The sequence below is a fragment of the Micromonospora haikouensis genome, assembly GCF_900091595.1.
Classification (GTDB): Bacteria; Actinomycetota; Actinomycetes; order Mycobacteriales; family Micromonosporaceae; genus Micromonospora; species Micromonospora haikouensis.
Window position 1 is genome coordinate 218882 of record NZ_FMCW01000003.1, and the last position, 15475, is coordinate 234356.

Sequence of the window (15475 nt, forward strand, 5' to 3'; positions counted from 1 at the left end):
CTCAAAGTCGTGCAGCGTTGTGGCCGCCGTGACTGCTCACCGGCCCGAGGTTCGCAGGCTTGACCTCAACGCACGTTCAACTGTGATGGTTCGTCACATGAGCGAACGGGCAGACGATCTCCAGCGGGCCGGACAGCAGCTTTCCTCCCTCGTCGACGCGGCTACGGTCGTGGGGTTGGGCACCTCCACCCGCGCGGCGCACGAACTCTTCGGCCTTGTCGAACACACGACCCGCGCCCTGATCCGTCGCGGGTTCCGGGTCGTCGCGGTGCTCGACAACCAGCGGGTCGGCGAGTTGTACGACGAGTTCGTCCGGGGCGCGGACATCGATCTCGACGGGGTGCTCGGCCAGGCGTGGGGCCCGTGGCGGACGACCGAGATGCGCGCGGCGCTCGGCTGGCTGCGCCGGCACAACCAGCGGCGGACGGATCCGGTGCGGGTCATCGCTGTCGGCGGGTCGCGGGTGCTGCCCGCCGACTACCACCGCGCCGTGGAGCTGCTTGCCCGGCTGGACGTGCCGACGGCAAGGCGGGTGGGGGAGCTGTTCGACGTCATCCGTACCGCCCACGACAGTGGCGAACACGTCCAACGTGCACACGGCACCCACCCGGGTACGCCGTTCGTCGACCTCGCCCGAACCGCCCGCGATCTGGTTCTCGCACTCGACGGCGGCCCCGATCGCGACGAGGTGCTGCTGATGCTCGACGCGATCGTGGAACACCACGCCAACGCCATCGGTGTGGGGCACGACGTGGCCCGGGAGGAGCGTTCCGCCGCCGATCGGCTCCTGGCGCATCAGCGTCGGACGGGCGAACGCATCGTCCTCTGGGAGGGCAGCGCGCACGTCGCCGCACACCGAGGGGTGATGCTGGGCGCTCATCTTCGGGCTGCCCTCGCCGACAGGTACGCCGCCGTCCATCTCACGTTCGGCCGGGGGCGGATCCCGGGGATGGACCTGCCCGAGCCGAGCCCGAACTCGCTGGAAGGGGCGCTGCTGGCCCGTGGTGCGGGCGGCGTGCGGATCGTGGACCTGCGTTCGCCGGCTGCCACCGAGGTCGCGCCGCTGCTCGATCGACCTGCGCGGACCCGGGTGGTCTCTGGCGTGTACGACCCTGGGCAGGACGAGAGGCACTACCTCGACCTGCCCTCGCCCCGCGACAGTTTCGACGTCGTTGCGGTCGTCCCCACGATCAGCGCGGTTCGTCCACTTTCGGCAGCCACGGAGCGCGACGTGCCCGGTCGTCGGAACGAATGACGGTGCTGGTCAGCCGACCGGGGCGCTGACTCCGGCGTCGCGGAGCAGCGCGAGCAGGCCGTGGCCGTCCTCGACCACGGCGTCCGGGGCGAGCGCGGGCAGGCGCTCCTCGCGGTCGGTGCGCGGTGAGCGCATCAGCACCGCCGCCCCGGCTCCGGCGCGGCGGGCGCAGGCGACGTCGCGGTGCCGGCTGTCGCCGACGAACCAGCAGTCGGCGACCGGCACGCCGAGCGCCTGGGCGGCGAGCCGGGCCAGCTCAGGGTTCGGCTTACGCACGCCCGCCTCGTCGCTGTAGAGCTGCGCGGTGAACAGTGTGCCGAGGCCGGCGGCGGCCAGGAAGTCGCGTGGGGCGGCACCGCAGGTGGTGTTGCTGACGACCGCGAGCGGGAGGCCGGCGCGGGTGGCGGTGGCGAGGGCGTCGGGGATGCCGGGGCGCACGGCCCACTGCTGGTGCCAGGTCCACGCGTACGCCAGCGGGGTTGCCTCCCGGTCGACGGCGGCCCGGGCCGGGGCCGGCCAGCCGCCGGTGACGAACCTGGCCCACACCTGCCGGTGGCCCAGCTCGACGGGGTGCTCCCCGGCGCTCTCCTCGTCCCGCCACCGCCCGTACGCGTGGGCGCCGGCCGTCAGGTCGCGGGCGATCTGCTCGGCGGGGACCGCGCCGTCGACGAGCCGGAACAGCTGTTGCACCAGCTCGGGCGGGTTCGGTGGCTGCGGTGGCGCGTCCGCGAGGACCCCGCCGAAGTCGAGCAGGAGCGCACGCGGTGTCCGGAGCATGCCCGCATCCTCCCGTACCGGTGGGGAGAGGAGAAGGGGCGAGCCGGTGCGCCCGGGACGGGCAGGTTAGCGTCGGGGGGTGAGCACCGGATCTCCGCGCGTCCTGCCCGTCGAGAGCGGCATCGCCGAGGCTGCCTCGGTCCTGCGGGCCGGGGGGCTGGTGGCGTTCCCCACCGAGACCGTCTACGGGCTGGGCGCGAACGCCCTCGACGCCCGCGCGGCGGCCCGGATCTTCGAGGCGAAGCAGCGGCCGAGCTTCGACCCGCTGATCACCCACCTCGCCGACGCGGCCGACCTGGCCGGGCTGGTGGGGCCCGTGCCCGAGGCGGTGGCGGCGCTGGCCGAGCGGTTCTGGCCGGGGCCGCTGACGCTGATCGTGGACCGTCCCGCCGCCATCCCGCCGATCGTCACCTCGGGGCTGGAGACGATGGCCGTGCGGGTGCCGGACGAGGCGTCCGCGCGGGCGCTGATCGCGGCGGCGGGGGTGCCGGTGGCCGCGCCGAGCGCCAACCGGTTCGGGCAGCTCAGCCCCACCCGGGCCGAGCACGTGGTGGCGGGGCTGGGCGGCGCGGTCGACGTGGTGCTCGACGGCGGGCCGACCCGCTGCGGCATCGAGTCGACCATCGTGGACGCCCGGGGCGGGCGGCCGGTGGTGCTGCGGCTCGGCGCGCTGCCGGTGGAGACCCTGGTCGAGGCGGTGGGCCCGGTGACCGTACGCCCGGGCAGTTCCGGCCAGCCGGTGGCACCCGGGACGCTGGCCGCGCACTACGCCCCGCGTACCCCGTTGCGGGTGGCAGGTGGGGCGGAGACGACGGCCGGCGACGGCACCCGGCGGGGCCTGCTGGCCTTCCGGGAACGACCGGCGGGCGGCGACTGGGCCGCGGTCGAGGTGCTGTCGCCCGGGGGTGACCTGACGGTGGCGGCGGCCCGGCTCTTCGACGCGCTGCATCGACTCGACGCGGCCGGGGTCACGGAGATCGTCGCGGAGCGGGTGCCGGACGTCGGGGTGGGGCGGGCGGTCAACGACCGGCTGGGCCGGGCGGCGGCGACCTGGCGGTCGGACGCCTGACGCGGGCGGTCCGGCCCCGGCCCCGGCCCCGCCCGCCCCCGCCCGCCCAGCCCGGCCGTGCGCGCTGCGGTTCAGGTGTGAGAAGGGGACCCTTCTCTACCGGAGGCGTTAACAAGGGGCCCTTCCTTACCCAGCAGGCGGGTGAGGGTGCCGTTGGCCAGGGTCGCGCCGAGCGCCGATCCCGCCGCGATGCTCCAGCCGACCGGCCCGAGCGGGGTGCAGCCGAAGAACTGGCTGACCCCCGGCGTCTGCACCACGAGCACCAGCGCCCCGACGGAGGCGGCGGTCGACACGAGCACCGTGGGGCTGGTGCCGCCGGCCAGCACGGTCTGCCCGAGCTGGGTGCCGACGAGCGAGGCGAGCGCGACCGTACCGGCCCGCCGTCGTCGCCCCGTGTAACGGGCGAGCGTCCAGCCCACCGTCGCGCCCAGCGTGGTGGACGCCGCCCGCAGCGCTATCTCCCGGGTCAGCGTCTCGCCGAGCGAGCTGTCCGGGCCCTCCCGCAGCAGGTGGTCGGCGTGGCCGTCGGCGGGTGGCCGGACGGCGATGGCCAGCGCCGGTGCCAGGTCGGTGAGCAGGTTGACCAGGAGCAGCTGCCGCCCGTTGAGCGCCGACCGGCCGGTGCTGGCGGCGCTGAGCACGCTGAACGCGATCTCGCCGAGGTTGCCGCCGACGAGGATGCTCAGCGCGTGTCGGACGGACGACCACATGGCCCGACCCTCGACGAGGGTGGCGATGATGGTCTCCAGCCGGTCGTCGGTGACCACCAGGTCGGCGGCGGCGCGGGCGGCGGGGGTGCCCCGCTGGCCGAGGGCGATGCCGACGTCGGCGAGTCGGATCGCCGGGGCGTCGTTGGCCCCGTCGCCGGTCATCGCCACGGTCCGCCCGTTGCGCTGCAACGCCTGGATGATGCGTACCTTGTGGGCCGGGGTGCAGCGGGCCACCACGTCGATGCGGGTCAGCCGTTCGGCGAGCGCGTCGTCGTCGAGGCGGTCCAGCTCGGTGGCGGTGGCCACCCGCTGCTCGCCGTGGTCGGGGCTGATGGTGGCGGCGATCGCCTCGGCCGTCGCCGGATGGTCCCCGGTGATCATGATGGTGTGCACGCCGGCCTGCCGGATCCGGCGCACGGCGGGCGCGGCGGACTCGCGTACCCCGTCGGCGATCGCCAGCAGGCCGACGAAGACGAGGCCCGTCACGTCGTCGTCGGTCACGGTCTCGGCGGTGACGGGACGCTCGGCGACGGCCAGGACGCGGTGCCCTGCGCCGGCCCGCTCGGCGAGCATCCGGTGCAGCTCGGCCCGGCCGGCGTCGTCCAGCGGCCGGTCGTGCCCGTCGGCGGTGCGCCGGGCGGCGCAGCGGGGCACCACCGTCTCCGGGGCGCCCTTGACGCTGAGCAGCAGCCCGCCTCCGGCCCGGCCGACGGTGGCGTGGTAGCCCCGCGACGGCTCGAACGGCAGGCCGCCCGCCGCCTGCCAGCCGTCGGCGCCGGTCCGCTCGTCGACCCCGGCCGCCGCCGCGCCCCGGCGTACCGCCCGGTCGGTCTGCTGGGGCAGCTCGTCCGGTTCGCCGGCCGGGGTGGCGCGCAGCGCGGCGGCCAGGGTCCGTCGCAGCGCACCGTCCAGCCCCTCCGGCGCGGCGTACCGGGTGCCGCTGCCGTCGCCGACGCCGGCGAGCAGCAACTTGCCCTCGGTGAGGGTGCCGGTCTTGTCGAAGCACAGCACGTCGACGCGGCCCAGCGCCTCGATGGTGCGCGGGTTGCGGACCAGCGCGCCGTGCTCGGCCAGCCGCCGGGCGGCGGCGAGCTGGGCCGCGCTGACCAGGAACGGCAGGCCCTCCGGCACCGACGCCACCGCCAGGTTCGCGGCGGTCGCCGCCGTCTCCGCCAGGGGTACGCCGCGCAGCAGCCCCGCCCCGGCCACCGCCACCGCCGACCCGGCGGCCAACGGGACGGCCGACCTGGTGAGCTTGCCGAGCCGGGCCTCCACGCCGCTGGCCGGGGGCGACTGCCGGGCCAGCGCCAGGCTGCGTCCCGCCTCGGTGTCCGCGCCGGTGGCGACGACGACGGCGGTGCCGTGGCCGGTGGCGATGGTGGTGCCCTCGTACAGCATGGAGTGGCGGTCGGCGACGGCGGCGGCGACCACCGGGTCGGCGGACTTGCCCACCGGCAGCGACTCGCCGGTCAGCGACGACTCGTCGGCCTCCAACCCGTCGGTGGCGAGCACCCGGCAGTCCGCCGGTACGGCGTCGCCGGGCCCGAGGACGATCACGTCCCCGCTGACCAGTTCCTCGGCGGCGACGGTCCGTTCCGTGCCGCCGCGACGGACCAGGGCGGTGACCGCGGAACGGGACAGCAGCTCGGCCAGCGACCGTTCGGTGTTGCGCTGGTGGACGGCCCCGACCAGCGCGGAGCCGCCGACCACCCCGCCGACGAGGGCCGCGTCGACCAGCGAGCCGAAGCTCGCGGAGAGCACCGCACCGGCGGCGAGTACGGGGGTGAGCGGGTTGGCCAGCTCGTCGACGAACGCGCGGAGCAGCCCGGACGGGCCCGGCGTGTCCCCGGTGCGGCCGACCAGGCGGCGTTGCGCCTCGGCGTCGTCGAGCCCGTCGGGGCCGGTGTCGAGCTGGCGCAGCACCGCGTCGGTCGGCATCAGGTGCCACGCCGTCGGGGCCGGCGGCGCGGTGTCCGTCCGGTCCGGCAGCCGGCCCGCCCGCCACACCCCGTGCAGGAAGGCCAGCGCGGCGGCCCCGTTCACGGCGGCCAGCGTCCGGCCCGGCAGCTGCCGGGGGTCGGCGGTGAACGCGCCGAGCGCCCCCAGCCCGGTGCCGGCCAGTGACAGCCGGATGTTCTGCGCGGTCATCCGGCGGGCCACCCCCGCCGCCTCGATGATCAGGGCGGCGACCCGCAGGTCGGTGCCCACCAGCAGGTGCGCCCCCCACGGCGGCAGGTCGTCGGGCCCGGCTACCCCGAGCCCGCAGTCGGACGCCCCCAGTGCCGTCCGGTCGGCGGAGAGCAGCAGCACCACCGCGCCGTCGCGCTGCAACTGACGCACGGTGTCGACGGTCCGTGGGCCGCCGGGAAGGACGGCGTCGGCGAAGGCGTACCGGCCGTCGTCGTTGCCGGCGACCACCAGCCGAAGGCCGGCCTGCCGGGTGGCGGTGGGCAGGGCGTCCACGCCGGGGGCGGGCTCCGGTTCGACCCGGAGCAGCGCGACGAGGCGGTCCGCCTCGGCGAGGCCGAGCAGCGTGCCGCCGCCGGAGCGCAGCCGCCGGCTGTCGTCGGTGTCGCCCGGGTCGGTCGCGCCGACGTCGTCCAGCGGGCCGAGCCGCCACCCGTCGGCCTGCTGCACCTGGCCGGGGGCGGCCGGGTCGAACAGCGCGAAGGCGCGGGCGGCCACCTGCCCGGTGTCCGCCCCGGACAGCGGGGCGAGGTCGGCGAGGACCGCCCGCTGCGAGCCGAGCACGGCGGTGTCCAGCACCACCGTGTCGATCCGGTCGAGTTCCCGCAGCACGCTGCGGTCCATGGCGATCACGCCGCGCCGGGCGAGCATGCGACCGAGTTGGGCGGCGTACCCCTCACGGCCGCTGCCCGGTGCCTTGGGCAGGCTGGAGAGCCCGAGCGCGGCGGCCCGCTTGCCCCCGACCACCGGGATCGCCGCCGCGCCGGCCGCCGCGCCGGCCGCCAGCATCCGGGCGACGAAGCGTTCGGCGGGACCGTCCGGCTTCGGGTTCGGGCGTTGCGCCGTCGGGACCCGGGCGACGGCCCGGTCCGGGTCGCCGGTGAGCCGGGGCTCCGCCTTCGACCAGGCCGTGAGCTGGGCGCGGGCCTCGCCCCACTGCACGACGCGCTGCGCGCCGTCCAGCACGATCCCGGCCCAGCCGCCGGTGAGGCCCTGCACGACCGCCTCGGCGAGCGGGAAGAGGATGTCGGCGCGGGGGTCGGCGCGCAGTCCCCGGCCGGCGAGGGCGTGCAGCCTGGGGTGCAGGTCGACGGCGGTGAGCAGGCCGGACACCTCGCCCGGGACCGGGGTGAACGGCAGGATCCGGGTGGCCGCCGAGATGGTCAGGCCGAGCGCGTCCGAGGCGAGCGCACCGAGGGTGCGGGGGGTGCGCGGCCCGTCCTCGGGCGGGTGCGGGGGCGGGATCTCCGGGTCGGGCTCGTGGTCGCAGGTGCGTTCGCAGCGGGCGATCGTGGTGATGAGGTCGCGCAGTTTCGGTTCCGGTTCCTCGACGGCCACGACCACGCGGCCGGAGGCGGCGTTCACCCGGGCCCAGGTCACCCCGGGCAGCCGTTCCAGCGTGCGTTCCACCTGGCGGGCGAGCCGGTCGCCGCCGTCCTGGCCGACGCCGTGCACCTCGATGTGGTGCCGACCCGGCCGGGACCAGACCCGGCGACTGGTCAGGCCGGCCGACCGGGCCAGCCGGGTCGCGGCGACGCCGACGCTGCGGGAGGCGTCGCCCACCAGGTGCGGCACCGTCCGGGACACGTCGCCGACCAGGGGCATCGTCACCGACGGCAGGAGGCGGCCGGCGAGCCGGCCCAGCGAGGTCATCGAGCGGTACGGCCGGAGCGCCGCCGGCCGGCTTTCCCCGTGCCGCCGCAGCTCCCGCCGTACGCCATCTCGCCTCCCACGCTCGGTCCCGGCGGGCTGACTTCCCGCCCGCTCGGGCGTCATGCCCCCTTCGTCCGGGAATTTCTCGGCGTTGGCCGGAGAAGTTCCTCCGTCCCTGGCATGGACGGGGCCGACGGTGGAACGCGGCTCGGGTCATGGCCAGCGCGGACGACACAGGGGAGGCCGGGATGAGCACGATCACGCGACACCTCAGCGGGGCGCACGAGATGGTGCGGACGTACAGCCGCCGGGTGGAGGTGCCGATGCTGGGCGAGGTCGCCGTGCCGCCGCCCGACAAGGTGGCCTACTACGCGGGCCTCGGGGTGCTCGCCGCGCTCCAGGTCATCGAGTGGCCGCTCGCGCTGGTCATCACCGCCGGGCACCTGCTCGCCGACCAGCACCTGTCCGGGCTGGCGAGGGGGGTCGGCGAGGCGCTGGAGTCCGCCTGATCCCCTGCGGCGCGTCGAGCAGGGGTGGGTGCGGCCCGATCGCGCGGGGTGAGAGCCCGGTCACGTCCGGCTTGACCTGAATCCGGGTTGAGGTCGCAGGCTGGGCGCATGCTGATCGAACTGCTGAGGATCGAGGTGAGCCGGGAACGCCCGGCCGGCGGGCGGCGGCGGAAGCCCCCGGTTGCGCCACCGGCGTGGGTCTTCCGCACGGCCGGTCGGCGGTGACCGCCGTCGCGCCCCCGGCCGCCCCGGGGCACCTGTTCGCCCCCGCGCTGCGCGCCATGACGGTGGGCGTGGTGGCACTGGTGTCGCTGCTGGCCTTCGAGGCGCTGGCCGTCGGCACGGCCATGCCCACCGTCGCCCGCAGCCTTGACGGGCTGTCCCTCTACGGGCTCGCGTTCGGCGGGGCCTTCGCCTCCGGCGTGGTGGGGATGGTCGTCTCCGGGGTGTGGTGCGACGCGCGGGGGCCCCGGGCACCCGTGTGGCACGGGGTGGGCTGGTTCGTGGCCGGGCTGCTCGTCGCCGGCTCCGCGTCGACGATGGGCGTGCTCGTGGCGGGCCGGATGGTGCAGGGCTTCGGCTCGGGCCTGCTGTCGGTGGCCCTCTACGTGGTGGTCGGGCGGGCGTACCCGGAGGCGCTGCACCGGCGGATCTTCGCCGCGTTCGCGGCCGCCTGGGTCATCCCGTCGCTGGTCGGCCCGGCGATCGCCGGGCTGGTCGTCGAGTACCTCGGCTGGCGGTGGGTCTTCCTGGCGGTGCCGGCGGTGGCGGTGCCGGCGCTGCTGCTCGTCCAGCCGGGCCTGCGCAGCCTCGCTCCGTCCGCCGTCGTCCGGCCGTCGGCCGGCGCGGCGGCCCGGGTCGGCTGGGCCTTCGGGGCGGGGGCGAGCGCCGCACTGCTGCACTACGGGGGGCAGCAGCGCGGCGTGCTCGCGGTCGGCCTGGTCGGTGCCGCGCTCGCGGGCCTGTTCTGCTGCGCCCCGCGCCTGCTGCCGGCCGGCTTCCTGCGGGCCGGCCGGGGCCTGCCCACGGTGGTGGGGCTGCGGGGGCTGGCCTCGGCCGCGTTCGCCGGTGCCGAGGTGGTGATCCCGCTGATGCTGTCCCGGGAGCGCGGGCTCACGCCGACCGGCGCGGGCCTGGTCCTGACCGTCGGCGCGCTCTCCTGGTCGGCCGGGTCCTGGTTGCAGGGCCGGCTGCCCGCGCCCGGCGCCGCAGTGCCGGGCACCGCATCGGCGACCCGGCGCGGTTTCCTGGCCGGGCTGCGGGACCGGCTCGCGCCCCGGTCCTCCGCCACGCTGGTCCGCGCCGGGCTCGCCTGCATCACCGGCGGGACCGCCACGGTGGCGCTCGCGGTGTGGCCGGCGGTGCCGCTGCCGGTGTGCGTGCTCGGCTGGGCCGCCGCCGGGCTCGGGATGGGGCTGCTCTACCCGTCGCTGTCGGTGCTCACCCTGGAGCTGTCCGCCCCCGGCGAGCAGGGCCGCAACAGCTCCTCTCTGCAACTGGGCGACTCGCTCTTCGCGGCGACCGTGCTGGCGTTGACCGGCGCGGTGCTCGCGGCGGGCACCACCCCCGGCCGGTCGAGCTACGCGGTGACCCTGGTGCTGGCGGCCGGCCTGGCCGGGCTGGGCGTCCTGCTCGCCGGCCGGGTGATCCCGGCGGGGCCGGCCGCGCGCCCCCGGCCGTGAGCTTCGCGCGCGACGAGCCCTGCCGGGCGCGGGCGGCGGCACCGCCGCCGCGACCCCGACGGGCATCCGAACGTGGGCGGACCACCTCGCCGCCACGTACGGGGGAACCGACCGTAGATGAGAAGTCTCCCCGTTCGACGTCTGCCTACCGTGACGCCATGTTGGTCCTCGTCTCCACCGTGATCCTCTACGTCGCCGGCTTCGTCTTCCTCTACGGGGTGATCCGGCTCGCCGTACGGCACGCCCTCGAAGACCTGGAGGCCCGCCGGCCCGGCCTGCTGCGCTCCCAGGAGGTCGCCGCCGCGCAGGACCGGACGTTCGTCCGGGAGAACCCGTTCGTCGCGAACGGCTGACCCGGCACCGGTCCCCACGGGGACGGGGCCGGACGACTCCCCCGGCGGGGCGGGGGACGCACCTCGGGGCCGGCCCGGGCACGGGGCTGGGCCGGCCCCGAGGTGGTAACACCGGCATCGTCGGTCCGGCCTCGCCTGGGCGTGGGCCCGGCCACCTGCGGTGGGCGTCCCGCGAGCGGGTGGCGTCCGGGGGTGCGAGGATCGCAGCCGTGATGGGAACGCTGAAGACCGAGCCCGCCCGGAGCCGATCGGACCTGCTGGCACCCCCGGTGGCCGCCGCGCTCGGGCAGTGGCCCGCCGACGCTCCGGTGGACGTCGACCAGGTGCTGGTCGCGCCGATCGACGCGAGCCTCGCGGACACCGCCGAGTTCTGCGCCGCGTACGGGGTGGGACTGGAGGTGTCGGCGAACTGCGTGGTGATCGCCGGGAAGCGCGGGAGCGAGATCCGGTACGCCGCCTGCATCGTCCTCGCCACCACCCGGGCCGACGTCAACGGGGTGGCCCGCAGGGCGCTGGACGTACGCAAGGCGAGCTTCGCCCCGATGGCCGAGGCGGTGGAGCTGACGGGCATGGAGTACGGCGGGATCACCCCGATCGGGCTGCCCGGGGACTGGCCGATCCTGGTCGACGCGCGGGTGGTCGCCGCTCCGTACGTGATCGTCGGCTCCGGCGTGCGGCACAGCAAGATCGCCCTGCCGGGACCGGCGCTCGGCGCGCTTCCCGGTGCGCGGGTGGTGGAGGGGCTGGCCAGGCCCGCCCAGCCCACGGCGTAGATCGATGTCGTTTCACGTGGAACGTGATCGACGCCGATCGTTTGCTGCCCGGATCGTGGCCCCGACGCGTCAGGCTTCGCGCTGTTCGACCTCGCGCAGGGCGGCGAGCAGGGTCTCCGGCTCCTGGGCGCCGGTGACGACGTACTTCCCGGCCAGCACGAAGGTCGGCACGCTGGAGACACCGAGCTCGCGCGCGGTGGTCAGGTCGGCAGCCACCTCGCGGCGGCCGAGGTTCGACTCCAGGTAGTCCCGGGCCTCGACCTCGTCCAGGCCGACCCCGGCGGCCAGCTTGACCAGGACGTCCCGCGCGCCGATGTCGACGCCGTCGGCGAAGTGCGCCCGGTAGAGCGCCTCGACCAGCTCGGCGGAGCGGCCCCGCTCGGCGGCGAACCGGATCAGCCGGTGCGCCTCGAAGGTGTTGGCGTGCACCGCGCGGTCGAAGCGCATGTCGAGCCCCACGCCGGCGGCGACCCGGGTCACCTGGGTGAACATGCCCTCCGCCCGCTCCCGGCCGCCGAACTTCGCGGCCAGCGCCTCCACCAGCGGCTTCGGCTCGGAAACCGGCGACGGGTCGAGCTGGAACGGCCGGTACCGGACGGTCACCTCACCGCCGTACGACTCCAGTGCCTGTTCGAGCCGGCGCTTGCCGATCCAGCACCAGGGGCAGACGACGTCGGCGTAGATCTCGATCTCCATGACCAGCGACAACCCGTCGATCAGGAGATCTGTTCCCGGACCTGGCGCTTGAGCCGGGCCAGGATGGCCGTGCCGCCCCGGACCCGCAGCGGGCTGATCGCCTGCGCCAACCCCATCCGCTGGTAGAGGTCGTCCGGTACGGCGAGCACCTCGTCGGCGCTCGCCCCGGACAACCCCTCGGCGAGGATGCCGGCGAAGGCGCGCGTCGTCGGCGCCTCCGGCGGGCAGTCGAACCAGGTGGTCACCGTCCGGTCCGGGTTCACCTCGGCCCGCAGGAAGAACGCGGTCTGGCACTCGGGGACCTGCTCCATGCCCTCCCGGCCGGCGAGTTCCCCGGGCAGCGGCGGGATGACGTCGGCGTATTCCAGCAGCATCTCCAGCACCACGTCGCGGGGGGCTGCGGCGAACTCGTCGACGATCTCGGCCAGCTTGGTCGGCATCTCGGGCATCCGTTCAGGCTACCGGCGGTGGATCGGCGTCCCGCTTTGCTACCGACGGGTCGACGCGGTCAACCGCACGGTTAAGAAGGGGCCCCTGCTCTACCGGAGGCGTTAACAGGGGGCCCCTCCTTTCACGCGGTCGGGGCCTGCTCGCTGATGTCGCTCAGCGCCGAGTTGGGGTCGAGCTGCATGGCCAGGTCGCCGAGGGAGACGATGCCGACGAGCCTGCGTTCGCCGTCGCACACGAGGATGCGCCGGATGCCGCGTTCCCGCATCAGCGACGCCGCCTCCCCGGCGGTGGCGTGCTGCTCGATCATCACCACCTCGCGGGTGATGACCGAACCGATCGTGGTGGTCGCCGGATCGCTGCGCTCGGCCACCGCCCGGACCACGATGTCGCGGTCGGTCAGCATGCCGGCGAGGCTCGCGCCGTCGGTGACCACGACGTCGCCGATGTCCGCCTCCTTCATCACCCTGGCCGCCTCGTCCAGGGTGGTCTCCGCGGGCAGGTAGACCACCTGCCTCGTCATCACGTCGCTGACCCGGTAACCGGTCATGGGAGCCTCCGAATACACACCTGTGCCGATCGGTAACCGGTACCCAGTGCGCCGCCCGCTACACCAGATCGCCCCGGGCACGCAGCGCCTCGTCGCGCAGCCGGTCCACCAGCCCCGCCAGCGGCAGCTCGGTCCGCTCGCCGGTGGCCCGGTCGCGCAGCTCGACGTACCCGTCGGCGAGACGGCGGCCGACCACGACGGCGCGCGGGACACCGATCAGCTCGGCGTCGGTGAACTTCACCCCGGCGGAGACGTGCGTGCGGTCGTCGACCAGCACCCGCAGGCCGGCGGCGGCGAGACGTCCGCCCAGCTCCAGCGCCGCGTCGAGCTGCGGCCCCTTCCCGGCCGCCACCAGGTGTACGTCGCACGGCGCGACCGCCGCCGGCCACACCAGGCCCCGGTCGTCGTGGTGCTGCTCGGCGATCGCGGCGACCGCCCGGGACACCCCGATGCCGTAGCAGCCCATGGTGGGGCGGACCGGCTTGCCGGCCGGGCCGAGCACGTCGACGGCGAACGCGTCGGTGTAGCGCCGGCCGAGCTGGAAGATGTGCCCGACCTCGATCCCGCGCCGCATCGTCAGCGCGCCGGAGGCGCACGCCGGGCACGGGTCGCCCGGCCGCACCTCGGCCGCCTCGACGGTGCCGTCCGGGGTGAAGTCCCGGCCGCAGACCACGTCGGTGGCGTGCCGGCCCGGCTCGTCGGCCCCGGTCAGCCAGGCCGTCCCGGGGACCACCCGGGGGTCGACGAGGTAGCGGACGCCCAGCCCGGCCAGCCGCTGCGGCCCGATGTACCCGCGTACCAGCTCCGGGTGGGCGGCCCAGTCGTCGAAGACCGCCACGGTGGCCGGGGCGAGCGCCGCCCCGAGCCGCTTCAGGTCCACCTCGCGGTCCCCGGGCAGCCCCACCACCAGCAGCTCGGCCTCGGCCGCGCCCGGCCGGCGTACGGTCAGCACGACGTTCTTCAGGGTGTCGGCGGCCGTCCAGTCGGCGCGGCCGGCGAGCCGGCGGGTGTTCGCCAGGCCCACCAGCGCGGCGATGGTCGGCGTCTCCGGGGTGTCGTGCACGGCCGACGCCGGCTGCGCGTCGGGGTCGCCGGCCGCCGGGGGCCGGGTGACGACCGCCTCGGTGTTGGCGGCGTAGTCGCAGGCGGTGCAGCCGACGAAGGTGTCCTCGCCGACGTCCGTGGCGGCCAGGAACTCCTCCGACGCCGACCCGCCCATCGCCCCGGACGTCGCGCGGACCACGGTGAAGTCCAGCCCGAGCCGGGTGAAGACGCGTCGGTACGCCTCGCGGTGCCGGTCGTAGGCGGCCTGGAGCCCGGCGTCGTCCAGGTCGAACGAGTACGCGTCCTTCATCAGGAACTCGCGCCCGCGGAGCAGCCCGGCGCGGGGGCGGGCCTCGTCGCGGAACTTCGTCTGCACCTGGAACACCGTCACCGGGAAGTCCCGGTAGGACGTGAACAGGTCCTTCACCAGCAGCGCGGCCAGCTCCTCGTGGGTCGGGGCGAGCAGGTGCTCGGCGCCCCGGCGGTCGGCGAGGGTGAAGATGTCGTCGCCGTACTCGGCCCACCGGCCGCTGGTGCGGTAGGGCTCGGCCGGCAGCAGCGCCGGGAAGTGCACCTCCTGGTCGCCGATGGCGGTCATCTCGCCCCGGACGATCTCGGTCACCCGGTCCAGCACCAGCTTGCCCAGCGGCAGCCAGGTGTAGCCGCCCGGTGCGGCGCGACGGACGTAGCCGGCGCGCAGCAGGAGCCGGTGGCTCGGCACCTCCGCGTCCGCCGGGTCCTCACGCAGGGTCCGCAGCAGCAGGGTCGACATGCGCAACAACATCAGCGCAGCGTACGGCCGCGGTGACCGGCCGGGCGACGCGGTTTACCGGCGCGGCCGACCGGAGGCGTCCTCGCGGTCGATGAACTCCCTCACGTTCCCGGTGCCGGGACGATGTGCGCGGGTGGCCGGTGCCAGACTGTCTGACGTTAAGCAGGGGCCCCTTTACAACCGGATGCGTTAACAGGGGGCCCTTCCTTGCTGGCAAGGCGGAGGGTTCGGTGGGCTGGCGCAGTTTCGTGGCGGTGGGGGACAGCTTCACCGAGGGCATGGACGACGCGTACCCGGACGGCACCTACCGGGGCTGGGCGGACCTGGTGGCCACCCGGCTCGCCGCCGGTGCCGGCCCCGACTTCCAGTACGCGAACCTGGCGATCCGGGGTCGGCTCTTCCCCAACGTGGTGGCCGAGCAGGTGCCGGCCGCGCTGTCGATGAAGCCCGACCTGATCAGCTTCGCGGCCGGCGGCAACGACGTGCTGCGCCGCACCTTCGACCCGGACGCGCTGGTGGCCCGCTTCGACGACGTGGTCCGGCAGCTCCGTTCCGGTGGCGCGGACGTGCTGCTGTTCCGGTTCGCCGACGTGATGGCCCGGCTGCCCGGGCAGCGGCTCGTCGCGCCCCGGGTGCACCTGCTCAACCGGGCCGTCGGGGAGACCGCCGAGCGGCACGGCGCGATCCTGGTCGACCTCTACGCCGACGACACCTTCCTCAATCCGATGCTGTGGAGCACCGACCGGCTGCACCTGTCGGCGGCGGGGCACCGGCGGGTCGCCGGGCAGGTGCTGACCGCCCTCGGCGTCGGCTGCGACGAGGACTGGCTGCTGGTCCCGCCGCACCCCGCGCCGACGCCGTGGCTGGCCGCCCGCGCCGCCGACCTGCGCTGGGCTGGCCGGCACCTCGCCCCGTGGGTCAAGCGCCGGCTCACCGGCCGCTCGTCCGGCGACACCGTCACGGCGAAGCGGCCGGTGCTCGGCCCGGTCGCCGACTGA

Annotated in this window: 13 protein-coding genes; 7 read left to right on the plus strand and 6 right to left on the minus strand. The window is 75.7% G+C overall.

Annotation, left to right across the window (positions count from 1 at the left end; translation table 11 throughout):
• Positions 1-19 precede the first annotated feature (19 nt).
• Positions 20-1255, plus strand: a complete 1236-nt coding sequence (locus GA0070558_RS04505; protein ID WP_141722162.1) for an erythromycin esterase family protein — start codon at positions 20-22, stop codon at positions 1253-1255.
• A gap of 9 nt (positions 1256-1264) precedes the next feature.
• On the opposite strand, the gene GA0070558_RS04510 is transcribed toward GA0070558_RS04505, so the two are convergent.
• Positions 1265-2032, minus strand: a complete 768-nt coding sequence (locus GA0070558_RS04510) for an HAD-IA family hydrolase (protein WP_091276034.1) — start codon at positions 2030-2032, stop codon at positions 1265-1267.
• A 103-nt stretch (positions 2033-2135) separates the two neighbouring features.
• On the opposite strand from GA0070558_RS04510, the gene GA0070558_RS04515 reads away from it, so the two are divergent.
• Positions 2136-3101, plus strand: coding sequence for an L-threonylcarbamoyladenylate synthase (locus GA0070558_RS04515; protein WP_091276278.1), 966 nt, complete (start codon positions 2136-2138; stop codon positions 3099-3101).
• Between the two features lie 71 nt (positions 3102-3172).
• On the opposite strand, the gene GA0070558_RS04520 is transcribed toward GA0070558_RS04515, so the two are convergent.
• Positions 3173-7651: a cation-translocating P-type ATPase gene (locus tag GA0070558_RS04520; RefSeq protein WP_091276037.1), complete on the minus strand. Its 4479-nt coding sequence runs from the start codon at positions 7649-7651 to the stop codon at positions 3173-3175.
• 248 nt (positions 7652-7899) lie between these two features.
• On the opposite strand from GA0070558_RS04520, the gene GA0070558_RS04525 reads away from it, so the two are divergent.
• The 4 genes from GA0070558_RS04525 (at position 7900) to GA0070558_RS04540 (ending at position 10968) form a co-directional block, all read left to right on the plus strand.
• Positions 7900-8160 (plus strand): hypothetical protein, encoded by a 261-nt coding sequence (locus GA0070558_RS04525; RefSeq protein ID WP_176734101.1) that lies wholly within the window; start codon positions 7900-7902, stop codon positions 8158-8160.
• Between the two features lie 221 nt (positions 8161-8381).
• Positions 8382-9842 carry an MFS transporter gene (locus tag GA0070558_RS04530; protein ID WP_439709565.1) on the plus strand — a complete coding sequence of 487 codons (1461 nt, stop codon included), beginning with the start codon at positions 8382-8384 and terminating at the stop codon, positions 9840-9842.
• A gap of 158 nt (positions 9843-10000) precedes the next feature.
• On the plus strand, positions 10001-10195 hold the full coding sequence (locus GA0070558_RS04535; RefSeq protein WP_074475710.1) for a hypothetical protein: 195 nt from the start codon (positions 10001-10003) through the stop codon (positions 10193-10195).
• 212 nt (positions 10196-10407) lie between these two features.
• Positions 10408-10968 carry a YbaK/EbsC family protein gene (locus GA0070558_RS04540; protein ID WP_091276044.1) on the plus strand — a complete coding sequence of 187 codons (561 nt, stop codon included), beginning with the start codon at positions 10408-10410 and terminating at the stop codon, positions 10966-10968.
• Between the two features lie 69 nt (positions 10969-11037).
• On the opposite strand, the gene GA0070558_RS04545 is transcribed toward GA0070558_RS04540, so the two are convergent.
• From GA0070558_RS04545 to GA0070558_RS04560, 4 genes are all read right to left on the minus strand, one after another.
• Positions 11038-11664, minus strand: a complete 627-nt coding sequence (locus GA0070558_RS04545) for a DsbA family oxidoreductase (RefSeq protein WP_091276048.1) — start codon at positions 11662-11664, stop codon at positions 11038-11040.
• Between the two features lie 20 nt (positions 11665-11684).
• A complete protein-coding gene (locus GA0070558_RS04550) occupies positions 11685-12113 on the minus strand; it encodes a SufE family protein (protein WP_077935383.1) in 429 nt (142 codons plus the stop codon).
• A gap of 122 nt (positions 12114-12235) precedes the next feature.
• Positions 12236-12661, minus strand: a complete 426-nt coding sequence (locus GA0070558_RS04555) for a CBS domain-containing protein (protein ID WP_091276051.1) — start codon at positions 12659-12661, stop codon at positions 12236-12238.
• A gap of 58 nt (positions 12662-12719) precedes the next feature.
• A complete protein-coding gene (locus GA0070558_RS04560; protein WP_091276055.1) occupies positions 12720-14489 on the minus strand; it encodes a proline--tRNA ligase in 1770 nt (589 codons plus the stop codon).
• Between the two features lie 218 nt (positions 14490-14707).
• Here GA0070558_RS04560 and GA0070558_RS04565 point away from each other — a divergent pair, with 218 nt between their 5' ends.
• Positions 14708-15475 (plus strand): SGNH/GDSL hydrolase family protein, encoded by a 768-nt coding sequence (locus tag GA0070558_RS04565; RefSeq protein ID WP_091276057.1) that lies wholly within the window; start codon positions 14708-14710, stop codon positions 15473-15475.